The organism is Pseudomonas sp. GOM6, assembly GCF_029537485.1.
Classification (GTDB): Bacteria; Pseudomonadota; Gammaproteobacteria; order Pseudomonadales; family Pseudomonadaceae; genus Aquipseudomonas.
Window position 1 is genome coordinate 251,331 of sequence record NZ_JARPUS010000001.1, and the last position, 21,094, is coordinate 272,424.

Genomic DNA, 21,094 nt, shown 5'->3' on the forward strand with positions numbered 1-21,094 from the left:
CAGTGTAGTTCGCCAGGTTCAATGCACCTCGTTGCTGTGCTGCCAGATATCGAGAATCTGCTGGTAGCGGCCATTGGCGCGGATGGCGCGCATGCCCTGGTCGAATTGCCGGGCCAGTTCGCGGGCCCGCGGATGCTGACGGGAAAAACTGAGGAACAGCTGCGGTTGGTGGATCACCGCCACCGGCGTGAACTGCCCCGCCAGCTCCGGGTGCTCGCGAAACAGCGCGCGAGCCGTACCACGGTAGGCGATGGTGAAATCCACCCGGCCATGCTCCAGCATGCGAAAGCCGCTGAGGTCGCGGCGTACCTCGACACGCTTGAGCTCGGTGAAACTGTCGAATTTCTGACCGTACTCATAGCCCAGGGTCACGGCCACCGAACGACCGCTGAGCTGCTCCAGGTCTTTGATTGGGGCTGCTTCATTCTTGCGGCTCCACAGCAGAATCTCGCCGCGGAACAGCGGTTCCTCGGGCAGCAGGAACTGCTCGGCGATGCGCGCGTCCGGCGAGGTGTTGAAGCAGGCGGGCAGGCGTCCCTGACGGACCAGCTCCATGCAGCGCGCGTAGGGGTAAGGGCGCAGTTCGACCGGTACGCCGCTAGCGGCAAAGGCGGCCTGCACGATATCCACCGACATGCCTACGATGCGCCCGTCACGATAGGCGGTGAAAGGATACCAGTCATCCTCGGCGCCAATTTCCACGGCGCTTGCCGGAATCAGGAACAGGCACAGTACGATGAGGGCTAGCAGCCGCCCGGGGTAAGCCGCAGTAAGAGCCGGTAAATGCATAGCTTGCACGATAGCAGGCTGTGCCTGGCGGCGGCTGACCTGGGTCAAAACGCTCGGTCAGTCGTCTTCGGCTTGTTCAGGCAGCTCGGGCAGCGCCCGCAGCGCCTGCTCGTACCAGGCCGAGTCGAAGGGGCGGTCGGCATCGAGCATGGCGTCGATCTCGTGGGCCAGCACCAGGGCCATCAGCTCGAGAATTTCCTCGCGGGCGTAGCCGACCAGGGTCAGCTTGTTGTAGACGGCCTGGGCGGCCGGCGGGTTGCCGGTTTCCAGCTGGTTCTCGATGGCCTGGATCAGGGTTGCCTCGGCGAAGGCTTCATCGTCGGTGTCGTCGTGTTCGGTCATGGTGGTTCCTCGGGAGTTCGCGTGCAGTGTGCCATGCCGAGGCTGATCGGCGGCATTCGTTGGGGTGATAACGCTGTGTGTCGTGGCGCTGGGCAGCTATAACTGTGGCTTTCCTGCCCGGAGGTTCACATGCTCAAGCTTCATGGTTTTGCCGTCAGCAACTACTACAACATGGTGCATCTGGCGCTGCTGGAAAAGGGCCTGCCGTTCGAAACGGTGAAAGTCTATGGCTCCCAGGACGCGGCCTTCCTGGCCATCAGCCCGCGCGGCAAGGTGCCGGTGCTGCAGACCGAGCAGGGCTACATCAGTGAAACCAGTGTGATTCTGGAGTACCTGGAAACCTGCGGTGGTCGCCCGCTGCTGCCGGAAGATCCCTATGCCCGCGCTCAGGTCCTGAGCCTGGCTCGGGAGATCGAGCTGTATATCGAGTTGCCGGCGCGCAGCTGCTATCCGGAAGCGTTCTTCGGCATGAAGCTGGATGAGGTCATCAAGGACAAGGCGCGTCTCGAATTGCAGGCCGGGATCGCCGCGCTCAAGCGCCATGGCCGTTTTGCGCCCTATGTGGCGGGCGAGCAGCTGAGCATTGCCGATCTGTATTTCCTTTACAGCATCGATCTGGCTGCCGTGGTGGCCAAGCGCGTACTGGGCTTCGACCTGCTGGCCGACTTCCTCGGTGCCCAGGCCTTGCTTGAACGCCTGCAGCAGAACCCGCATGTGCAGGCCATTGCCGCTGAGAAGGACGCCGGCATGGCCGAGTTCATCGCCCATATCAGCCAGAAGCGCTGAGGCTTAGCTGGCGGCGAAGTCCAGCAGCGCCTGGCCGGTGAGACGGTAGGTGGTCCACTCGTCCTGTGGGCGGGCGCCGAAGGATTGGTAGAAGTCGATGGCCGGCTGGTTCCAGTCCAGCACCGACCACTCGAAACGCCCGCAGCCCCTGTCCACGGCAATCCGCGCCAGATGCTGCAGCAGTGCCTTGCCGGCGCCACAGCCGCGAGCCTCGGGGCTGACGTAGAGGTCTTCCAGATACAGACCGTGCTTGCCCAGCCAGGTGGAGTAGTTGAAGAAGTACACGGCGTAGCCGATCGGCACGCCGTCCTGCTCGCAGATCAGCGCATGGCTGCTGCTGCCCTCGCCGAACAGGCTGTCACGCAGGCCGGCGGCGTCGGTTTTCACCTCGTGCTCGGCCTTTTCGTAGATCGCCAGCTCGATGATGAAACGCAGGATCAACTCGGCGTCTTCGGGGTTGGCGGGGCGGATGTGTAGGGGCATGGAAAGCTCGGTTGTAGATTGGGCTGGATCACGTAGGTTGAGCTCAGCGAAGCCCAACCTACGGATGATTAGCGCTTGGCCAACAACTCCTTGCCGCGCGCGACGGCGGCGCGAACCTGGTTCGGTGCGGTGCCGCCGATGTGGTCGCGGGCGCTGACCGAGCCTTCCAAGGTCAGTACGGCGAACACGTCGTCGCCGATCTGGTCGCTGAACTGGCGCAGCTCGTCCAGGCTCATTTCGGCCAGGTCCTTGCCGGTCTGTACGCCGTATTTCACCGCGTGGCCGACGATCTCGTGGCAGTCGCGGAAGGGCAGGCCCTTGCGTACCAGATAGTCGGCCAGGTCGGTGGCGGTGGAGAAGCCGCGCAGCGCCGCTTCGCGCATCATGTCCTTCTTCGGCTTGATCGCCGGGACCATGTCGGCGAAGGCGCGCAGGCTGTCACGCAGCGTGTCGGCGGCGTCGAACAGCGGTTCCTTGTCTTCTTGGTTGTCCTTGTTGTAGGCCAGCGGCTGGCCCTTCATCAGGGTCAGCAGGCCGGTCAGGGCGCCGAACACGCGGCCGGATTTGCCGCGCACCAGTTCCGGCACGTCCGGGTTCTTCTTCTGCGGCATGATCGAGGAGCCGGTGCAGAAGCGATCCGGCAGGTCGATGAACTGGAACTGCGCCGAGGTCCACAGCACCAACTCTTCGGAGAAGCGTGACAGGTGCATCATCGCCAGCGAGGCGGCGGCGCAGAATTCGATGGCGAAGTCGCGATCCGAGACGCCGTCCAGCGAGTTGCCGCCGATGGCCTCGAAGCCGAGCAGCTGGCAGGTGATCTCGCGCTGGATCGGGTAGGTGGTGCCGGCCAGTGCGGCCGAGCCCAGCGGCATGCGGTTGGTGCGCTTGCGGCAGTCGACCAGGCGCTCGTAGTCACGGCTGAGCATCTCGAACCAGGCCAGCAGATGGTGGCCGAAGGTCACCGGCTGCGCGGTCTGCAGGTGGGTGAAGCCGGGCATGATGGTGTCCGCTTCGGCCTCGGCCAGGCCGAGCAGACCCTGCTGCAGGCGGGTGATTTCGGCGAGGATGATGTCGATCTCGTCGCGCAGCCACAGGCGGATGTCGGTGGCGACCTGGTCGTTGCGGCTGCGCCCGGTGTGCAGTTTCTTGCCGGTCACGCCGATGCGGTCGGTCAGGCGTGCCTCGATATTCATGTGCACGTCTTCCAGGTCGACGCGCCAGTCGAACTGGCCGGCCTCGATCTCGGCCTGGATCTGCTTGAGACCGTCGATGATCGCGTCGCGCTCGGCGGCGCTGAGCACGCCGGCCTGCTCCAGCATGGTGGCGTGGGCAATGGAGCCCATGATGTCGTGGCGGTACAGGCGCTTGTCGAAATCGACGGAGGCGGTGAAGCGGGCGACGAAGGCGTCGACAGGCTCGCTGAAGCGGCCGCCCCAGGACTGGTTGGTTTTTTCGCTGCTCATGGCTGGACTCGCGGGCAGGGCAGGCACGGCGGGCGCCTGCGAAACGGACAAAGTGCGCCGATAATAACAGCCTTGCCGGGAATTCCGAGGCTGTGCCCATCTGTTGGCCCCGTCACAGTTTTGTGCAGGCGGATGCATTTGGGGTTCTCTTTTAGCCCGGCTGGAGTGCTCTGGCTTGCTGCCTGGGTGGCACACAAGGAAACTGCGCGGATGAAAATCCACTGGTTCAACAAGGGGCGTAGCGTTGCCCCGGATGATGATTTCTTCCTGCCGGAACTGTGCGAGCCCGAGGCGCTGCTCAGCCTGGTGCTGCTGGCCGAGTTGCTGGTGCTGGTACTGGTGCTGTCCGAGCCGATGCTGCCGGGCTTCAACTGGGTACGCCTGGCGCTGACCTCGCTGTTCGTGCAGTGGATCGTGCTGCTCTCCGCCGCGCTGCTGTGCCGGCTGCGCCCGCTGCTGGCGCGTTTGCGCGCCTCCCTGGCGGGCTTATTGTGTTGCGCCCTGGTGATCGGCCTGACGCTGGGGTGCACGCGGGTGGCCGACTATTTCGAATTGGGTGGGCCGTTGCCGCGTGATGGCGAGGTCAACCTGTACCTGCGCCACGCCCTGATCAGTCTGATCATGTCGGCGCTGCTGTTGCGTTATTTCTATCTGCAGAGCCAATGGCGCCGCCAGCAGCAGGCGGAGCTGCGTGCGCGCATCGAGTCGCTGCAGGCGCGCATTCGCCCGCACTTTCTGTTCAACAGCCTGAACAGCATCGCCAGTCTGGTAGCGGTCGACCCGTACAAGGCCGAGCAGGCCGTGCTCGATCTGTCCGATCTGTTCCGCGCCAGCCTGGCCAAGCCCGGCAGCCTGGTGCCCTGGGCCGATGAGCTGGCGCTGGCGAAACGATATTTGTCGATCGAGCACTATCGGCTCGGTGAGCGGCTACAGTTGGAGTGGCAGGTAGAAAATGTGCCGGCGGATTTACCGATTCCTCAGTTGACCTTGCAGCCGCTGCTGGAGAATGCCCTGATCTACGGCATCCAGCCGCGTATCGAGGGCGGGCTGGTGCGAGTTGAGGCGGACTATCGGGATGGGGTGTTCCAGTTGTGCGTCAGCAATCCCTTCCAGGAAAGCGCCGAACCGCAGGAGTCACGGGGGACTCACCAGGCATTGAGCAATATCGACGCGCGTCTGGCGGCACTTTTCGGCCCCGGCGCCAGTCTCAGCGTGGACCGCCGTGACGGACGCCACTACACATGTCTACGCTATCCTTGTTCGAGACTCACGCAGGAAGCCCGAGCAATATGAATGTGCTGATCGTCGATGACGAACCTCTTGCCCGCGAGCGCCTGGCCCGCATGGTCGGCGACCTCGATGGGTATCGCGTGCTCGAGCCTGCTGCCAGCAATGGCGAGGAGGCTCTGGCGCTGATCGAAAGCCTGCGGCCGGATGTGGTGCTGCTGGATATCCGTATGCCTGGCCTGGACGGCCTGCAGGTTGCCGCCAAACTGTGCGAGCGCGAGGCGCCGCCGGCGGTGATCTTCTGCACGGCCCATGATGAGTTCGCCCTGGAGGCCTTCGACGTCAGTGCCGTCGGTTATCTGGTCAAGCCGGTGCGTCCCGAGTCCCTGGCGGCGGCCTTGAAAAAGGCTGAGCGACCCAATCGTGTGCAACTCGCCGCACTCACCCGCCCGGCTGCCGCCGGTAATGGTGCCGGCCCGCGCAGCCACATCAGCGCACGTACCCGCAAAGGTATCGAGCTGATCCCGCTGGAGCAGGTGATCTTCTTTATCGCCGATCACAAGTACGTGACCCTGCGTCATGAAGGCGGCGAAGTGTTGCTCGACGAGCCGCTGAAGGCGCTGGAGGATGAATTCGGCGAGCGCTTCGTGCGCATCCATCGCAACGCTCTGGTGGCCCGCGAGCGTATCGAGCGTCTGCAACGCACGCCGCTGGGGCACTTCCAGCTCTACCTCAAGGGCCTGGGGGGCGATGCCCTGACCGTCAGCCGGCGCCATGTGGCCGGAGTGCGCAAGCTGATGCACAACCTCTGAGCCGGTAGCGCGACGCCCTGCGGCGTTAGCGTCTGCCGGCTTGCGCCGGCCATCCTGTTATCATCCCCGGCAGTTCTTCTTTTGGAATTGCCCATGTCCCGCGAAATCCGCATTGCCACCCGTAAGAGCGCCCTGGCCCTGTGGCAGGCCGAGTACGTCAAAGCCCGCCTGGAACAGGCCCATCCTGGTCTGACAGTCAGCCTGGTGCCGATGGTCAGTCGTGGTGACAAGCTGCTCGACGCGCCGCTGGCGAAGATTGGCGGCAAGGGCCTGTTCGTCAAGGAGTTGGAAACCGCCCTGCTGGAGAACGAGGCCGATATCGCCGTGCACTCCATGAAGGACGTGCCGATGGATTTTCCCGCAGGGCTCGGCCTGTTCTGCATCTGCGAGCGCGAAGACCCGCGCGACGCCTTTGTCTCCAATACCTATGACAGTCTCGATGCGTTGCCCGCCGGCAGCGTGGTCGGCACCTCCAGCCTGCGCCGTCAGGCCCAGTTGCTGGCGCGTCGGCCGGATCTGAAAATCCAGTTTCTGCGCGGCAACGTGAACACGCGCCTGGCGAAGCTGGACGCCGGCGAGTACGACGCCATCATTCTCGCGGCAGCAGGCCTGATTCGCCTGGGTTTCGAGGCGCGCATCCGCAGCTCAATCAGTGTCGATGACAGCCTGCCAGCGGGTGGCCAGGGCGCGGTGGGCATCGAGTGTCGCAGCGCCGATGCCGAGATCCATGCCCTGCTGGCGCCGCTGCACCATGCCGAGACGGCGGCCCGAGTTACCGCCGAGCGTGCGCTGAACAAGCACCTCAATGGCGGTTGCCAGGTACCCATTGCCTGCTACGCCCTGCTTGAAGGCGAGCAGCTGTGGCTGCGCGGCCTGGTCGGCCAGCCCGACGGCAGCCTGCTGTTGCGGGCCGAGGGCCGCGGTCGCGATGCCGAGGCACTCGGCGTGCAGGTGGCCGAGCAGCTGTTGGCCCAGGGCGCGGCCGCGATTCTCGATGCCGTGTATGGCGGGGCCAATCCGGCGTGACCGGCTGGCGCCTGCTGCTGACCCGGCCGGCGGCCGAGAGCGCGGCACTGGCCGAAACCTTGGCGGCGGCTGGCGTGTTCAGCCGCAGCCTGCCGCTGCTGGCCACCGAAGCTCTTGAGGAAACACCCGAGCAGCGCGCCATGCTGCTCAACCTGACGAGCTACAGCGCAGTGATCGTGGTGAGCAAGCCGGCCGCGCGACATGCCCTGCAGCGCCTGGCGCTGGCAGAGGTGACACCACCAGCGGGGCAGCTCTGGTTCACTGTGGGTGGGGCGACGGCGCAGCTTCTCGCGCCCTACCTGCAGGCCCAGGGCCTGGGCGTCGTTTACCCGCCGGCAGGCGATGACAGCGAAGCGCTACTGGCACTGCCCCAGCTGGCCAGTGTCTTGGCGCAACCCGCGCCACGGGTGCTGATCATGCGTGGCGAGGGCGGTCGCGAGCTGTTGGCCGAGACGCTGCGCGCCCACGGCGCCGTGGTCGACTATCTTGAGCTTTACCGGCGGGTGATGCCGGCTCATGCACCCGGTGCCCTGACGCAGCTCATTCAGGCGGAACGGCTGAACGCCGTGCTGGTCAGTAGCGGGCAGGGGCTGGCCAATCTGCGCGAGCTGGCGGGTGCTGCCTGGCCGCAGCTGAGTCGGCTACCCTTGTTGGTGCCCAGCGTGCGCGTCGCCGAGCAGGCACGCCTGGCCGGGGCACAGCAGATTATTGATTGTCGCGGCGCCAGTGCTGCGGCTGTTCTGGCGGCGCTGCACAGCCATGCGGCGCCGAGTCTCTGAAACAAAGGAAGGACACGTGAGCGAAACAGCCCCGCAGATCAGCGATCAGACCCCGCAGGCCAAACCCGAGCAGCCGTCGCGGCCGGTCGCGGCCAAGTCCAAGGGCAGCGGCCCGGCCTGGTTGGCCCTGCTACTGGCACTGGCCGCGCTGGGGGCGGGAGGCTGGAGCAGCTGGCAGCTCTATCAGCAACGCGAGCAGGCTCAGCAGCAGTTGGCGCAGATGGCCCAGGCTGCCGCTGCGGCGCGCGAGGAGTTGCAGCAGAGCAAGAGCGACATCAATCAGCGTCTGCAGGGCTTGCCTACGGCCAATGCCATCGCCGAGCAGCACGACCTGCTGGTGAGCCTGCAGGGCGAGCAGCAGCGCCTGGCCCAGAGCCTTGCCGGCCTGCTCGGCAAAAGTCGCGAGGACTGGCGCCTGGCTGAGGCCGAACACCTGCTGCGTCTGGCCATGCTGCGGATTTCCGCACTGCAGGACGTGGACAGCGCCATCGCGCTGGTGCAAGGCGCCGACGATATCCTGCGTGCGCAGAACGATCCGCAGGCCTTCGCTGCCCGTGGCGAGCTGATCAAGGTGCTGGAGGCCCTGCGCAGCTTGCCGCAGGTCGACCGCAGCGGCTTGTTCCTGCAATTGGCGGCTCTGCGCGGGCAACTCGATCAACTGCAGATGCTGACGCCCGAATACATCCTGCCGGCTGATGCACCCAGCATTGCCAGCGCCAGCGATGGCAGCCGCTGGGATGAGCTGTGGCAGCAGCTGTCGCGCTATGTGCGCCTCGACCTGCATGCCGATCAGGATATCCGCCCGCTACTGGCCGGGCAGAGCCTGGCACAGGTGCGCCTGACCCTGGCGCTGGCCCTGGAACAGGCCCAGTGGGGTGCACTCAATGGTGAACCGGAGGTCTATCGTCAGGCCCTGGCGGCGGCGAGCGATGTACTGGAGACCTATTTCGATCGCGACAATCAGGCCGTGCAGCGCATGCAGACGCGCATTGGTGAACTGAGCGGCCAGGCGGTGGTGGCTGGCATGCCCCCACTGGACGAGGCGCTGCGCAGTCTGCAGGCCTACCTCAAACAGCGCGAAAACGGCGAGCGCCTGCCGCCAGCAGTTGAGGAGGGCGACCAATGATCCGGGTCGTCCTGTTGCTGGTGGCGGTGGTGGTGGCTGCCACACTGCTCGGCCTGGCGATTCAGGCGCACAGCGGTTATGTGCTGATCGCCTGGAAAGGGCTGCGCTACGAGTCCAGCCTGTGGGTGTTTGCGTTGTTGATCGCGCTGCTATGGCTGGCCGTGCGTCTGCTGCGCTGGCTGTGGCGAGGCATGCGCTTTTCCGGTGGTGTGCTCAATCCCTGGTCGCGGCGTAACCATGGCAAGCGCGCGCAATTGGCCGCCGATAAAGGTCTGCTGGACCTGCTCGAAGGCCGCTGGGATCGCGCTGTGCGTCATCTGCAGCGCGCCGCCGAAGGCGAACGCCAGCCGCTGATGCATTACCTGGGCGCTGCCCGCGCTGCACACAAGCTGGGGCAGTACGAAGAGAGCGAGGCGTTGCTCGAGCGTGCCCTGCAGCGCCAGCCGCAGGCCGAGCTGGCCATCGCCCTGACGCATGCTGATCTGCAGAAGAGTCGCGGCGATCTGGATGGCGCGCTGACCACTTTGCAGGCCATGCGCGAGCGCCATCCACAGCACCGCCAGGTACTGCGTCAGCTGTACCAGCTGCGCTTGGTGCGTGCGGAGTGGGCGGAGCTGGTGCAGTTGCTGCCGGAGCTGCGCAAGGCCAAGGTACTCGAAGGCGATGAGCTGAGTGCGCTGGAGCGGCAGGTCTGGGCTGCGCGCCTGCAGGCTGCCGGTGAGCAGGGGCTTGACCAGGGTGAGGCAGCTCTGCAGCCGCTGACTGCGACTTGGCAGCAGTTGTCCGCTAGCCAGCGCCAGTCCGCCGAGCTGATCGCAGTCTATGCCGAGCAGCTGATGGCCTTGGGCGCCCCGGAAGAAGCCGAGGAAGTGCTGCGCAAGGCGCTCAAGCGAGGCTACGACCCGCGCCTGATCCGTCTCTATGGTCTGCTCCGTGGGCGTGACCCGGCGCGCCAGCTGCAAGTGGCCGAGGAGCTGCTCAAGCAGCATCCGCAGGATGCCACGTTGCTGCTTGGCCTTGGGCGCCTGTGCCTGATCAACGGGCTGTGGGGCAAGGCCCGTGAGTACTTCGAGATCAGCCTGGAGTTCGAGCGCAGTGCTGAGGCCTGCGCCGAACTGGCCCGTCTGCTGGCCAGCCAGGGCGAGGTCGAGCGTAGTAACCAACTGCTGTACGAGGTGTTGGTGCAGCAGGGGCAGCGCTTGCCGAGCCTGCCGCAACCTGCCGCATGAGGCGACCTGCGGCAGCCTGTCTCTGACCGGCTGCCGCGCGGCGCCTTGAAAGGCCGCTCAGCTTTCCTCTACCGTAGGCGCCTTTCTCGCCCCCGCAACGGAGTTCTCATGGCGCTGGCCAATCCGCGTTCGCTGTTCCTGCTCGCTTTTCTAGGCTGCCTGGCTCTGATGGGCGGTGCGCTGTATCTGGAACATGGGGTGGGGCTGAATCCCTGTCCGCTGTGCATCGTACAGCGGGTTTTTGTCATCCTCTTCGGCCTGGTCTGCCTGGTCGCTGCTATCCACGCACCGCAGCGCACCGGGCAGCGTGTCTACAGCGTGCTGGCCCTGTTGTTCGCCATCGGTGGTGGCGCTACGGCGGCGCGCCAGGTCTGGCTGCAGAGCGTGCCCCCCGAGCAGCTGGAAGCCTGCCTGCCGAGCCTGGAATTCATGATGGAAGCGCTGCCGCTGCAGGAAATCGTCAGCCTGGTATTCCATGGCACCGCCGATTGCGCGGAAGTCACCTGGACCCTGTTCGGCCTCAGTCTGCCAGAGTGGAGCCTGCTGGCTTTCGTCGGCATGGGACTGTTCGCGCTGTTCCAGTTGCTGCGCCGGCGCTGATTGCGGTGTGACACTTTTCCCGATCAGCATGACTTGATGCCCGCGCCGAGTGGGCATACTCTGGCCCAACGGTTCGCCAGTAAACCGGCGAGTCGTTCCCCGAGAACCCGCGAGCTGACAATAAAATGTCTCGGGGCTGGCGTATTCAGCATTCACCAGTAGGGAAGTGAGGACATCATGCTCGAGACCTGCCAGAACGCCCAGGAGCGCTGGGGTGGAGTGCACCAGTTGATCGACCGCTGGCTGCAGGAGCGTCATGAACTGGTCAGCGCCTTTGTCGCGCTGAACGATGCACCACAGGCTGTGGCGAACAACTCGGCCGATGTGCAGCGTTTCTGCGAAATCCTGGTCGACTACGTCTCGGCCGGGCACTTCGAGGTTTACGAACAGCTCAATGGCGAGGCCAAGGCCTTCGGCGATCAGCGCGGCCTGGAGTTGGCCAAGCAGATCTATCCGCGGATCGAGGCCATCACTGAAGTGGCACTGGCATTCAACGACCGCTGCGACAACGGCGATTGCCGCGATGGTGCTTCGCTCAATGCCGAATTGAAACGTCTCGGGCAACTGCTGCATGAGCGCTTTGAGCTGGAAGACTGTCTGATCGAAGTGCTGCACAACTCTCATCAGCAAGCAGCGGCCACGCCACTGTGATGTCTGTCCTGAGCCCGTTCTCTGGAAGGGGCTCAGGTCACCGCAAGCATTCCTTCTCACGCGTTAGCGTGCCACTGCCTGTTCGGGCTGATGTATCACCTGCCTGCGCGTGTCCGGCCTCATCGGTTCAGGTCGGTCAATGTGCTCGTGGCGAGGTGGCTAGCGACCGGTGATTCGGGCGTCTAGTATGGGGTCACCAACGTCCGTTAGGAGGCACATCATGCCGGCCAACAACAAGAAGTCCGTTACTACCCCTTTGCACCTGCTGCAGCAACTTTCCCACAGCCTGCTTGAGCATCTGGAAAAGGCCTGTGCTCAGGCGCTGGCGGATGCGGAGCAGATGCTCGCCAAGTTGGAAAAGCAACGTGGCAAGGCTCAGGAAAAACTGCACGAGGCGCGCGCCAAGCTGCAGGACGCAGCCAAAGCCGGTAAGGCCAAGGCGCAGCAGAAGGCCAAGGCGGCGGCCAACGAGTTGGAAGAATTGCTGGAAGGTCTGAAAGAGCGGCAGAGCGAAACCCGCAGCTACATCGCACAACTCAAGCGCGATGCTCAGGAAAGTCTGAAACTGGCCCAGGGCGTTGGCAAGGTGCGCGAGGCTGCGGGCAAGGCTCTCGACAACCGCGCCGCCAAGCCGGCGGACAAACCGGTCAAGAAGGTGGCCGCCAAACCGGTAGCGAAGACCCCGGCGGCCAAACCGGCGACCAAGGCCGTTGCTAAGCCAGCAGCCAAGAAGCCGGCGGCAAAGCCAGCTGCCAAACCGGTCGCGAGCAAGGTTGCCAGTGCCGCCAAACCGGCTGCGAAACCGGCCGCCAAACCTGCTGCTAAAAAAGCGGCTGCACCGGCCAAGCCTGCTGCCAAACCCGCCGCGAGAGCCGCCAGCAAACCCGCGGCCAAGCCGGCCACCCAAGCTGCGGCGAAGCCCGTCGCCGCCAAGCCGACGGCCGCCAAAGCTCCGGCCAAACCTGCTGCCAAGGCACCCGCCAAGTCAGCTGCCAAACTCGCAACCAAGCCTACAGCCAAGGCTCCCGCCAAGACTGTCGTCAAGCCGGCCGCGGCCAAGGCACCGGCTAAGCCAGCGGCGGCTAAAGCGCCGGCCAAGACTGTGGCCAAACCCGCTGCCAAGCCAGCAGCTAAACCTGTTGCGAAGAAGCCGGCTGCCAAGCCTGTTGCCGCCCCGGTGACTGCTGCGCCGACGCCTGCACCTGCAGCCACTGCAGCCACGTCGCCCAGCGGCAATGGCAGTACCCCGCCGAACGCTTAAAGGTCGCTAGCGGCGGCGCGCAGCTCCTGTTGTGCGTCGCCGTCCTGGCAGAGTTGATCCAGCCAGCGGCTGTCTCGGCCCGTTTCTGCAGCAGGCCAGCGTTGCGTCAAGTCTTCCAACCGCTCCAGCAACTCACGCTCGGCCGCCAGCTCAGTGGTCTTGAGCTGTTCGCGCAACTGCGCCAACACCGGGTCAACTGTGGCCCTATCGCGCCAGCGCTGGCGTAATTCGCGCAGCGGCTGCACCACGTCTCCTTGCCAGGCCTGGCTGATGCCCTGCAGTTGTTGCAGCCGTGCGGAGCTGTAGGCAATGCGCCGCCGCTCCAGCCACAGTGCGCAGAGCAGCAGGCACACATCCTGGCCTTGTTGCTGCAGGCGCAGGCAGGTGGCCTCGACCCCGGAACGGGCATAGCAGGTGCAGGCGAAACTCCATAGATCAGACGGCATGCGGCGCTCCTGGCGAAGCTGGTAGACTCCGCCGCCATTATGATCCGACTCCAGAACCTCACTCTACAGCGTGGTCCGCAACGCCTGCTTGAAGGCGCCGAGCTGACCCTGCACGCCGGCCATAAAGCCGGCCTGATCGGCGCCAACGGTGCCGGCAAATCCAGCCTGTTCGCCCTGCTGCGTGGCGAAATCGGCCCCGATGCCGGCGATTGCAGCCTGCCGCCCGACTGGCGTATCGCCCATATGCGCCAGGAGGTCGATACCCTCGAGCGCCTGGCGGTGGACTACGTGCTCGACGGCGACACGCACCTGCGCCAAGTGCAGCGCGCCCTGGCGGCTGCCGAGGCGGCGCACGATGGTAGCGCCATCGCTCGCCTGCACAGCGACCTGGACAGCGCCGATGGCTATACCGCCGATGCCCGTGCCCGCAAGCTGCTGGCCGGCCTCGGTTTTACCAGTGAGCAGATGGACAAGCGCGTCGGCGACTTCTCCGGTGGCTGGCGTATGCGCTTGAACCTGGCGCAGGCGCTGATGTGTCCGTCTGACCTGCTGCTGCTCGACGAGCCCACCAACCACCTCGACCTCGACGCCATCCTCTGGCTGGAGGAGTGGCTGAAGAGCTACCCAGGCACCCTGTTGCTGATTTCCCACGACCGCGATTTTCTCGATGCCGTGGTCGACCATGTGGCGCATCTGGAACAACAGAAGCTGACCCTCTACCGTGGCGGTTATTCGGCTTTCGAGCGTACCCGTGCCGAGCGTCTGGCCCAGCAACAGCAGGCCTACGAGAAGCAGCAGGCACAGCGCGCGCACATGGAAAAATATATCGCCCGCTTCAAGGCCCAGGCCACCAAGGCCCGTCAGGCACAGAGTCGGATCAAGGCCCTGGAGCGCCTGGAAGAGCTGGCGCCGGCGCATGTCGATTCGCCGTTCGACTTCGTCTTCCGCGAGGCCGAGAAGATCTCCAGCCCGTTGCTCGACCTGTCCGATGCGCAGCTGGGCTATGGCGACAAGGCAGTGCTGCAGCAGGTCAAGCTGCAACTGGCGCCGGGTGCGCGTATCGGCCTGCTCGGCCCTAACGGCGCCGGCAAGTCGACCCTGATCAAGACCCTGTCCGGCGAGCTGGTACCGCTGTCCGGGCGTCTGGCGCGTGGCGAGAATCTCGCCATCGGCTATTTCGCCCAGCACCAGCTCGACTCACTGGACGCCAAGGCCAGCCCGCTGCTGCATCTGCAGCGCATTGCGCCGGGCGAGCGCGAGCAGACGTTGCGCGACTTTCTCGGCGGCTTCGATTTTCGTGGCGCCCGTTGCGACGAGGCGGTGCAGAACTTCTCGGGCGGTGAGAAGGCGCGCCTGGCGCTCGCCCTGATCGCCTGGCAGAAGCCAAATCTGCTGCTGCTCGACGAACCGACCAACCACCTCGACCTGGAGATGCGCCTGGCCCTGACCATGGCCCTGCAGGAATTTGCGGGTGCCGTGCTGGTGGTGTCCCACGATCGTCATCTGCTCAAGAGCACGACCGACGAGTTCCTCCTGGTCGCCGATGGGCGTATCCAGCCATTCGATGGCGACCTCGACGACTACGCGCGCTGGCTGGTGGACTTCCGTGCCCGCCAGCAGCCGCAGGCCGCGGTTGCGCCAGCGGGCGACAAAACCGACAAGCGCGCGCAGCGTCAGGCAGCTGCTGCCCTGCGCCAGCAGCTGGCGCCGCACCGGCGCGAGGCGGAAAAGCTGGAGAAGGAACTGGGCAAGCTGCATGAGCAGCTGGCGCAGGTCGAGGAACGCTTGGGCGACAGTGCGCTGTATGACGCTGCGCGCAAGGACGAGTTGCGTGATCTGCTGGCCGAGCAGGCCCGCCTGAAGGGGCGTGAGGGCGACCTGGAAGAGCGCTGGATGACCGCGCTGGAGCATCTGGAAAGCCTGGAGCAGCAACTGGCTCAGGCGGACTGAGCATCACTGGATCGAGGGTATGAGCCTGCAAAGAGGCTCTTCGACTAGGCCGAATCTGACCGAGGGGTTAGGCTAGGCAACCATCTGTCTGAGGTATCGCGGCATGACTCTGGAAACCTGGCTCGCCTTCTTCGTCGCCTGTTGGGTGATCAGCCTGTCGCCGGGGGCAGGAGCAATTGCCTCCATGTCCTGTGGTCTGCAGTACGGCTTCTGGCGCGGCTACTGGAATGCCATTGGTCTGCAGTTGGCCCTGCTGATGCAGATCGCCGTGGTCGCCGCCGGTCTGGGGGCTGTGCTGGCCACCTCGGAGCTGGCGTTCAGCCTGATCAAATGGTTCGGTGTGGCCTATCTGGTCTACCTTGGCTGGAGGCAGTGGGTCGCCGTTCCTGGCCAAATCGCCGCCGGCGAGGGCGAGCGCCCACTGGGGCGGCCGCTGACCCTGGTATTGCGCGGCTTTCTGGTCAATGCCAGCAACCCCAAGGCCATCATCTTCATTCTGGCGGTGCTGCCGCAGTTCCTTGATCCCAAGGCGCCGCTGCTGGGGCAGTACCTGCTGATGGCGGCAACCATGGTGGCGGTCGATCTGCTGGTGATGGCCGGCTATACCGGCCTGGCCGCGCGGGTGCTGCGGGCATTGCGTTCGCCGCGTCAGCAACGGCTGCTCAATCGCACCTTCGGTGGCTTGTTCATCGCTGCTGCTGCGCTGTTGGCCATGGTGCGCCGCACGCCGGCCTGAGTCGCGAAAGGCTAGCCAGCCGATCCAGAACAGACTGTTCGGCGGATTGTTACCAGGTATTTCAGGTTTTCCTTGAGCTGAATCGTTAGGAAGGTAACAATTAATGCCACCCATTCTTGTTTGGGATTGATTGATGTCTGTCATGCGCTCTTCCCTGTCCTGGCTGTTTCTCCCCCTGTTCGCCCTGCTCAGTCTGTCGGCCATGGCTGAGCCGGAGGGCGCCGCCCAGGCCCTGCACCTGCTCAGTTATGTGGCGGCCGATTACCCGGCAACCGTCGCCTCGGGCGAGGTGATCGATAGTGGCGAGTACGCCGAACAGCTGGAGTTCCTCGGTGTGCTGCAAGGGCTGGTCGTGGCCCTGCCGGCCAAGGCGGGTCGCGATGAGCTGGCCAGCGGTGTCGAAGCGCTGCGCCTAGCGGTACAACAGCGCCAGCCTGGCCAGCAGGTCGCCGATGCGGCGCGCCGCCTGGGCGGGCAGTTGGTGCAGCTATACCGGCTGAGCCTGACGCCAGCCATCACGCCGGACCCGGCGCGTGGCGCGCCGCTGTTCGCCCAGCACTGCGCCATTTGCCATGGCGACAGGGGGGCTGGCGACGGCCCGGCAGGGCTGGGACTGGAGCCGCCGCCGGCAAACCTGCGCGATGTTTCACGGCTCGATCAGCTGAGCCTGTATGACCTGTACAACACCCTGGGGCTGGGCATCGAAGGCACCGATATGCCGGCGTTCGCCGACCAGCTGGATGAGCGTCAGCGCTGGGATCTGGCCAGCTATATCGCTGGGCTCAGCTCCGCACCCAGCGACAGTGCTGCCCCCTTCAGCCTGGCTGAGCTGGCCGGCAAGACTCCGGCCGAAGTGGCGGCCGAGGGTGGTGATGCCGCGGCATTCCGTGCCCAGCGCGCCAAGCCGCCGCTGCAGCAGCGTGGCCCCCAAGAGCTGATCGACTACACCCGCAGCACCCTGGAGCGCAGCCTGCAGGCCTACCGCGCGGGCAACCACGAACAGGCGTATGACCTGTCGGTGGGCGCCTATCTGGAGGGGTTCGAGCTGGTGGAAAGTGCCCTCGACAACCTCGATGCCGATCAGCGCAAGACCACCGAGCGTGCCCTGATGGCCTACCGCCAGGCGGTACAGGATGGTGCCAGTATCGCCCAGGCAGCACAGGCGTTGGAGCTGGCCAAGCGTGAGCTGGGCAAGTCGGCCGAGCTGCTCGGCTCCGGCGCGATGAATGCGTCGCTGACCTTTGTTTCCAGTTTGCTGATCCTCCTGCGTGAAGGTCTGGAGGCGATTCTGGTGCTGGCGGCGATCCTCGCTTTCCTACGCAACACCGGCCAGCAACAGGCGGTGCGCAGTGTGCACGTCGGTTGGGGGTTGGCGATTGTGGCCGGTTTCGGCACCTGGGCGCTGGCCGCCTACCTGATTGATGTCAGCGGTGCCCAGCGCGAGTTGCTGGAAGGCGCGACCGCGCTGTTCGCCAGCGTGATGGTGCTGTGGCTCGGCGTGTGGATGCACGACCGTCGCCACGCCGCCGCCTGGCAGGACTACATCAAGAGCAGTCTGGTCGGCGGCGGTGGCCGCTTTGGCTTCGCCGTGCTGGCCTTCTTCTCGGTCTACCGCGAGCTGTTCGAGGTCATCCTGTTCTATGAAACCCTGTGGCTGCAGGCCGGCCCGCAAGGTCACGGCATGGTGATCGGCGGTGCGGGCGCCGCGCTGCTGCTGTTGCTGGGGCTGGCCTGGGTGATCCTGCGGGGCTCGCGCAAGCTGCCGTTGGCGACCTTCTTCAGCGCCAACGCCGTACTGCTTTGCGTGCTCTCGGTGGTCTTCGCCGGGCATGGCGTGGCCGCGCTGCAAGAGGCGGGCGTGCTTGGCACCCGGCCGGTGGCCTTCTTCGAGTTCGATTGGCTGGGTATCCATCCGGACGCCTACAGCCTCTCGGCGCAGGGGCTGGCGCTGCTGGCCATCACGGTGCTCTATGGGCGCAGTTGGCTAGGTGAACGACGTCGCCTGATGGAGGCCAAATGAGCGAGCGGGCCATGCGGGTGTGGATCGATGCCGACGCCTGCCCGCGCCTGGCGCGCGATCAGGTGGTGAAATTCGCCCTCAAGCGTGGCTTCGAGGTGGTGCTGGTGGCGGGCCAGGCCGTGGCCCGCCCCAACTTCGCCTGCGTGAAGCTGGTCGTCGTGCCCAGCGGCCCGGACGCGGCCGACGATCATCTGGTCGAGCATGCCGTGCCCGGTGAGCTGGTGATCTGCAGCGACATCCCGCTGGCCGACCGCCTGATCAAGAAGGGCGTGGCCGCCCTCGACCCGCGCGGGCGCGAGTTCGACGAGCGCAACATGGGTGACAAGCTGGCCACCCGTAACCTGTTCGCTGATCTGCGCGATCAGGGGCAGATGGGCGGCGGCCAGGCGGCCTACTCGGACAAGGATCGCCAGGCCTTCGCCAACTCGCTGGATCGCATCCTGACCCGTCTGATGAAGTAGCCCGGATGTAATCCGGGGATGGCGCTGCCTGCTTCCCGAATTGCATCCGGGCTACTCAAATGGGGCATCCGCGTATCAGTCGCACAGATAGCCCGTAGGAGGCGCAAAGCGCCTCCACCCATCCTACGAGCCTGCTAGGGCTATCCGCACAGGTAGGTGCCGGTGCCCACGGCCACCAGTACATCGTCCTCGTTGTGCAGCTCACTGCGCACCACCGCGACCTTGTTGCCGGAACGCAGCAGCACGGCGGTGGCGGTGAAGACCTGGCCGCGCCCCGGGCGCAGGTAGTCGATGCGCAGGTCGATGGTGCCCAGCTTGGACAGGCGCTGCATGCGCTCGGCCTGGCTCAGGTGCTGGTGCTTGTCGAAGGCGCCGATCAGCGCCATGGCGCCGCCAGCGACATCCAGAATCGACGAGATCACCCCGCCATGGAGGATGCCCTGGGTAAAGTTGCCGATCAGCTCCGGTTTCATCGGCAGATCCATCACCACCCGCTCGCCGCTTAGCTCGACGATGCGAATGCCCAGGGCCTGATTGAACGGGATGCGCTGGAAAAAGCTTTCCACACCCTGGCGTTGTTCTTCGGAGAGTTGAAAGACGGACTGGTTCATGAGGGATTCCGGCGCTGCAGATGCCGCCAAGCTGCCGTAATCGGAATGGCTTGGCCAGTATCGGGGCAGGGCTGCCCCGAGGTTTGGCCGGATTGGCGTCGGCTGCCAGCGGCACGGCGCCGCTGTGTCGTTGGGCCTCGCGGCGCTCAGCCCAGGCGAGGGCCGCGCATCAGTGCGGGTGGGCCAGCTCCAGCACCCGGTCAACCAGCTTGTTGATGCCAGAAGCGGCCTCGGCGATGGATTGCGCCAGCATGTAGGCCGGGGTACTTACCAGCTTGCGCGCCTCATCCTCGACGATGTCTTCGACGGTGCATTCGACATGCTGGCCACCCATGGCGACTAGGGCTTCGGCGGCCGGATCGTCTTCGGCGCCCAGGGTGCAACTGACGCCTTCGCCAAAGATCTTCACCGCCAGTGCCGGAGCGATGCAGATCAGCCCGATCGGCTTGCCCGCCTGAACGAAGGCCTGGGTCGCCGCCAGTACGTCGGGCTGCACACTGCAGCCCGCGCCTTCGACGGCGAAGTTGGAGAGGTTCTTGGCCACGCCGAAACCGCCAGGCAGGATCAGCGCATCGAACTTGTCGACCTGCAGCTCGCGGACGTCGGCCACATCACCACGGGCGATGCGTGCGGCCTCGGTCAGGACATTGCGGCTTTCCGGCATTTCCTCGCCGGTGAGGTGGTTGATCACGTGCATCTGCGCGATGTTCGGTGCAAAGCACTGCACCTGGGCGCCGCGCTGATCCAGGCGCAGCAGGGTGATCACGCTTTCGTGGATTTCCGCGCCGTCATAGACGCCACAGCCGGAGAGGATGACTGCGACTCTTTTCTGCATGCTGTTCTCCAAGGAGTAGTCGGGGGTGTGCTGGCGAGTTTGACTCGCCGGCCCAGGCGCCGTCGAGTGTCGCCAAATGTCGCCCAGGCTGGCATTGGCTGTCGCGAGCGAGGGGCAGGGCGGGTCTAGGATCAGCATAGGTCAAGCCAAGCCGTACCGAACCATGAACCTGATCCTGCTCGCCGTCCCTTTTTTCTTTCTGTTGATTGCAGCCGAATTGCTGGCGGATCGCTGGCGTGGCGTTAGCAGTTATCGGCTGGCCGACTCGCTGAACAGCCTCAGCGCCGGCGTGCTGTCCCAGGCCAGCGGCCTGCTCAGCAAGGCCATTGTCGTGCTCGGCTATGCCTTCGCCTACGAGCATCTGCATCTGTTCGAACTGTCCGACGAGCTCTGGGTCTGGGTGCTGGCCTTTGTGCTCTATGACCTGTGCTACTACTGGAGCCATCGCGTCGGCCATGAGCGCAATCTGTTCTGGGCTTCCCATGTGGTGCACCACCAGAGCGAGGAGTACAACCTCACCACGGCGCTGCGCCAGACCAGTACCGGCTTCCTGCTGAGCTGGATCTTCTACCTGCCCATGGCCGTGCTCGGCATTCCGCCAGTGGTGTTCGTCACCGTGGCGGCGCTCAACCTGCTGTACCAGTTCTGGGTGCACACCCGCCATGTACCCAAGCTGGGTTGGTACGAATGGTTCTTCGTCACGCCGTCCAATCATCGGGTCCACCATGCGCAGAATCCGGTCTACATGGATCGCAATTACGGCGGCGTGTTCATTGTCTGGGACCGCCTGTTCGGCAGTTTCCAGGAAGAGCTGGACGAGGAGCCGGTCGTGTTTGGGGTGACCGTGCCGCTGCAGAGCTGGAACCCGCTGTGGGCCAACGTGCAGTTCTACGTGCAGCTGTGGCAGGACGCGGTGCGTGCCGGTTCCTGGTGGGACAAGCTGCGCATCTGGTTCATGCCCACCGGCTGGCGTCCGGCCGATGTGGCGGCGCGCTATCCCATGGCCAAGCAGGATCTCAGCCGCTTCCGCAAGTTCGAGGTGCCGTTGGCGCGGCGGCACAAGCTTTACGCTGCGCTGCAGTTCAGCGGCTACGTGCTGGGCGTCAGCGGCCTGCTGGCAGTGGCGGAACAGCAGGCATTGGTTGTGCTGTTGGGGGCTTGGTTGTGGGTGGCTTTTGGCCTCTACTGCATTGGTGCCTGGCTGGAGAACCGGCCATTCGCCCGCTGGCTGGAGCTGCTGCGCCTGGCCAGCAACCCGCTGGCGCTGCTCTGGGCCCAGCAGGTCGGCTTACTGACGAGCGGCGCGACCGGCTGGTTGCTGCTGGCAGCCTGGAGTCTGGCCAGCCTCGTCTGGCTGTTCTGGCCGATGCCGCGTACCCCGCAGGTGATCTGAGCCGGGCACGGAACTGCGGCTCGCCGTCGCAGTCTGGGTGTGGCAGTCATTATTTGGTCATAATGGCC

General features: G+C 65.1%; 22 protein-coding genes. 15 read left to right on the plus strand and 7 right to left on the minus strand.

What is annotated here, in order from left to right; all coding sequences use genetic code 11:
* Positions 1-18: 18 nt before the first annotated feature.
* Positions 19-789 carry a transporter substrate-binding domain-containing protein gene (locus P7A97_RS01225; RefSeq protein ID WP_277688100.1) on the minus strand — a complete coding sequence of 257 codons (771 nt, stop codon included), beginning with the start codon at positions 787-789 and terminating at the stop codon, positions 19-21.
* A gap of 57 nt (positions 790-846) precedes the next feature.
* Positions 847-1,131, minus strand: a complete 285-nt coding sequence (locus P7A97_RS01230; RefSeq protein ID WP_277688101.1) for a hypothetical protein — start codon at positions 1,129-1,131, stop codon at positions 847-849.
* Between the two features lie 129 nt (positions 1,132-1,260).
* Between P7A97_RS01230 and P7A97_RS01235 the strand changes: the two genes are divergently transcribed.
* Positions 1,261-1,917: a glutathione S-transferase gene (locus P7A97_RS01235; protein ID WP_277688102.1), complete on the plus strand. Its 657-nt coding sequence runs from the start codon at positions 1,261-1,263 to the stop codon at positions 1,915-1,917.
* A 3-nt stretch (positions 1,918-1,920) separates the two neighbouring features.
* Here P7A97_RS01235 and P7A97_RS01240 read toward each other — a convergent pair whose 3' ends face one another.
* On the minus strand, positions 1,921-2,400 hold the full coding sequence (locus P7A97_RS01240; protein ID WP_277688103.1) for a GNAT family N-acetyltransferase: 480 nt from the start codon (positions 2,398-2,400) through the stop codon (positions 1,921-1,923).
* A 68-nt stretch (positions 2,401-2,468) separates the two neighbouring features.
* Positions 2,469-3,863: an argininosuccinate lyase gene (gene argH, locus P7A97_RS01245; RefSeq protein WP_277688104.1), complete on the minus strand. Its 1,395-nt coding sequence runs from the start codon at positions 3,861-3,863 to the stop codon at positions 2,469-2,471.
* Positions 3,864-4,073: 210 nt separating this feature from the next.
* Here argH and P7A97_RS01250 point away from each other — a divergent pair, with 210 nt between their 5' ends.
* The 9 genes from P7A97_RS01250 to P7A97_RS01290 all read left to right on the plus strand — a co-directional run bounded on the left by P7A97_RS01250 (position 4,074) and on the right by P7A97_RS01290 (position 12,574).
* Positions 4,074-5,156, plus strand: coding sequence for a sensor histidine kinase (locus P7A97_RS01250; RefSeq protein WP_277688105.1), 1,083 nt, complete (start codon positions 4,074-4,076; stop codon positions 5,154-5,156).
* Positions 5,153-5,902, plus strand: a complete 750-nt coding sequence (locus P7A97_RS01255) for a LytTR family DNA-binding domain-containing protein (protein ID WP_277688106.1) — start codon at positions 5,153-5,155, stop codon at positions 5,900-5,902. The genes P7A97_RS01250 and P7A97_RS01255 overlap by 4 nt, the downstream gene beginning before the upstream one ends.
* Before the next feature lie 93 nt (positions 5,903-5,995).
* A complete protein-coding gene (gene hemC, locus P7A97_RS01260; protein ID WP_277688107.1) occupies positions 5,996-6,928 on the plus strand; it encodes a hydroxymethylbilane synthase in 933 nt (310 codons plus the stop codon).
* Positions 6,925-7,707 (plus strand): uroporphyrinogen-III synthase, encoded by a 783-nt coding sequence (locus P7A97_RS01265; protein WP_277688108.1) that lies wholly within the window; start codon positions 6,925-6,927, stop codon positions 7,705-7,707. The genes hemC and P7A97_RS01265 overlap by 4 nt, the downstream gene beginning before the upstream one ends.
* 16 nt (positions 7,708-7,723) lie before the next feature.
* A complete protein-coding gene (locus P7A97_RS01270) occupies positions 7,724-8,833 on the plus strand; it encodes a uroporphyrinogen-III C-methyltransferase (protein WP_277688109.1) in 1,110 nt (369 codons plus the stop codon).
* Complete coding sequence (locus P7A97_RS01275; protein WP_277688110.1) at positions 8,830-10,062, plus strand: heme biosynthesis HemY N-terminal domain-containing protein; 1,233 nt, start codon at positions 8,830-8,832, stop codon at positions 10,060-10,062. The genes P7A97_RS01270 and P7A97_RS01275 overlap by 4 nt, the downstream gene beginning before the upstream one ends.
* Positions 10,063-10,170: 108 nt before the next feature.
* Positions 10,171-10,662 carry a disulfide bond formation protein B gene (locus P7A97_RS01280; protein WP_277688111.1) on the plus strand — a complete coding sequence of 164 codons (492 nt, stop codon included), beginning with the start codon at positions 10,171-10,173 and terminating at the stop codon, positions 10,660-10,662.
* A gap of 177 nt (positions 10,663-10,839) precedes the next feature.
* Positions 10,840-11,313: a sigma D regulator gene (rsd, locus tag P7A97_RS01285; protein ID WP_277688112.1), complete on the plus strand. Its 474-nt coding sequence runs from the start codon at positions 10,840-10,842 to the stop codon at positions 11,311-11,313.
* 220 nt (positions 11,314-11,533) lie between these two features.
* On the plus strand, positions 11,534-12,574 hold the full coding sequence (locus P7A97_RS01290; RefSeq protein WP_277688113.1) for an AlgP family protein: 1,041 nt from the start codon (positions 11,534-11,536) through the stop codon (positions 12,572-12,574).
* Here P7A97_RS01290 and P7A97_RS01295 read toward each other — a convergent pair.
* Positions 12,571-13,020, minus strand: coding sequence for a TIGR02444 family protein (locus P7A97_RS01295; protein WP_277688114.1), 450 nt, complete (start codon positions 13,018-13,020; stop codon positions 12,571-12,573). The genes P7A97_RS01290 and P7A97_RS01295 overlap by 4 nt on opposite strands.
* Before the next feature lie 39 nt (positions 13,021-13,059).
* Between P7A97_RS01295 and P7A97_RS01300 the strand changes: the two genes are divergently transcribed.
* The 4 genes from P7A97_RS01300 to P7A97_RS01315 all read left to right on the plus strand — a co-directional run bounded on the left by P7A97_RS01300 (position 13,060) and on the right by P7A97_RS01315 (position 18,187).
* A complete protein-coding gene (locus P7A97_RS01300) occupies positions 13,060-14,970 on the plus strand; it encodes an ATP-binding cassette domain-containing protein (RefSeq protein WP_277688115.1) in 1,911 nt (636 codons plus the stop codon).
* A 103-nt stretch (positions 14,971-15,073) separates the two neighbouring features.
* A complete protein-coding gene (locus P7A97_RS01305) occupies positions 15,074-15,706 on the plus strand; it encodes a LysE family transporter (RefSeq protein ID WP_277688116.1) in 633 nt (210 codons plus the stop codon).
* Positions 15,707-15,839: 133 nt separating this feature from the next.
* A complete protein-coding gene (locus P7A97_RS01310; protein WP_277688117.1) occupies positions 15,840-17,726 on the plus strand; it encodes a cytochrome c/FTR1 family iron permease in 1,887 nt (628 codons plus the stop codon).
* Positions 17,727-17,737: 11 nt separating this feature from the next.
* Complete coding sequence (locus tag P7A97_RS01315; protein WP_277688369.1) at positions 17,738-18,187, plus strand: YaiI/YqxD family protein; 450 nt, start codon at positions 17,738-17,740, stop codon at positions 18,185-18,187.
* A gap of 140 nt (positions 18,188-18,327) precedes the next feature.
* Here P7A97_RS01315 and P7A97_RS01320 read toward each other — a convergent pair whose 3' ends face one another.
* Positions 18,328-18,798, minus strand: coding sequence for a thioesterase family protein (locus tag P7A97_RS01320; protein WP_277688118.1), 471 nt, complete (start codon positions 18,796-18,798; stop codon positions 18,328-18,330).
* 169 nt (positions 18,799-18,967) lie between these two features.
* Positions 18,968-19,633, minus strand: coding sequence for an isoprenoid biosynthesis glyoxalase ElbB (gene elbB / locus P7A97_RS01325; RefSeq protein ID WP_277688119.1), 666 nt, complete (start codon positions 19,631-19,633; stop codon positions 18,968-18,970).
* Positions 19,634-19,796: 163 nt separating this feature from the next.
* Between elbB and P7A97_RS01330 the strand changes: the two genes are divergently transcribed.
* Positions 19,797-21,026 carry a sterol desaturase family protein gene (locus P7A97_RS01330; RefSeq protein ID WP_277688120.1) on the plus strand — a complete coding sequence of 410 codons (1,230 nt, stop codon included), beginning with the start codon at positions 19,797-19,799 and terminating at the stop codon, positions 21,024-21,026.
* The last annotated feature ends 68 nt before the right edge of the window (positions 21,027-21,094 follow it).

Coding starts and splice junctions, on each gene's coding strand:
- P7A97_RS01225 (WP_277688100.1), bottom strand. CDS start 789: ATGCATTTACCGGCTCTTACTGCGGCTTACCCCGGGCGGCTGCTAGCC.
- P7A97_RS01230 (WP_277688101.1), bottom strand. CDS start 1,131: ATGACCGAACACGACGACACCGACGATGAAGCCTTCGCCGAGGCAACC.
- P7A97_RS01235 (WP_277688102.1), top strand. CDS start 1,261: ATGCTCAAGCTTCATGGTTTTGCCGTCAGCAACTACTACAACATGGTG.
- P7A97_RS01240 (WP_277688103.1), bottom strand. CDS start 2,400: ATGCCCCTACACATCCGCCCCGCCAACCCCGAAGACGCCGAGTTGATC.
- argH (WP_277688104.1), bottom strand. CDS start 3,863: ATGAGCAGCGAAAAAACCAACCAGTCCTGGGGCGGCCGCTTCAGCGAG.
- P7A97_RS01250 (WP_277688105.1), top strand. CDS start 4,074: ATGAAAATCCACTGGTTCAACAAGGGGCGTAGCGTTGCCCCGGATGAT.
- P7A97_RS01255 (WP_277688106.1), top strand. CDS start 5,153: ATGAATGTGCTGATCGTCGATGACGAACCTCTTGCCCGCGAGCGCCTG.
- hemC (WP_277688107.1), top strand. CDS start 5,996: ATGTCCCGCGAAATCCGCATTGCCACCCGTAAGAGCGCCCTGGCCCTG.
- P7A97_RS01275 (WP_277688110.1), top strand. CDS start 8,830: ATGATCCGGGTCGTCCTGTTGCTGGTGGCGGTGGTGGTGGCTGCCACA.
- P7A97_RS01280 (WP_277688111.1), top strand. CDS start 10,171: ATGGCGCTGGCCAATCCGCGTTCGCTGTTCCTGCTCGCTTTTCTAGGC.
- rsd (WP_277688112.1), top strand. CDS start 10,840: ATGCTCGAGACCTGCCAGAACGCCCAGGAGCGCTGGGGTGGAGTGCAC.
- P7A97_RS01290 (WP_277688113.1), top strand. CDS start 11,534: ATGCCGGCCAACAACAAGAAGTCCGTTACTACCCCTTTGCACCTGCTG.
- P7A97_RS01295 (WP_277688114.1), bottom strand. CDS start 13,020: ATGCCGTCTGATCTATGGAGTTTCGCCTGCACCTGCTATGCCCGTTCC.
- P7A97_RS01300 (WP_277688115.1), top strand. CDS start 13,060: ATGATCCGACTCCAGAACCTCACTCTACAGCGTGGTCCGCAACGCCTG.
- P7A97_RS01305 (WP_277688116.1), top strand. CDS start 15,074: ATGACTCTGGAAACCTGGCTCGCCTTCTTCGTCGCCTGTTGGGTGATC.
- P7A97_RS01310 (WP_277688117.1), top strand. CDS start 15,840: ATGTCTGTCATGCGCTCTTCCCTGTCCTGGCTGTTTCTCCCCCTGTTC.
- P7A97_RS01315 (WP_277688369.1), top strand. CDS start 17,738: ATGCGGGTGTGGATCGATGCCGACGCCTGCCCGCGCCTGGCGCGCGAT.
- P7A97_RS01320 (WP_277688118.1), bottom strand. CDS start 18,798: ATGAACCAGTCCGTCTTTCAACTCTCCGAAGAACAACGCCAGGGTGTG.
- elbB (WP_277688119.1), bottom strand. CDS start 19,633: ATGCAGAAAAGAGTCGCAGTCATCCTCTCCGGCTGTGGCGTCTATGAC.
- P7A97_RS01330 (WP_277688120.1), top strand. CDS start 19,797: ATGAACCTGATCCTGCTCGCCGTCCCTTTTTTCTTTCTGTTGATTGCA.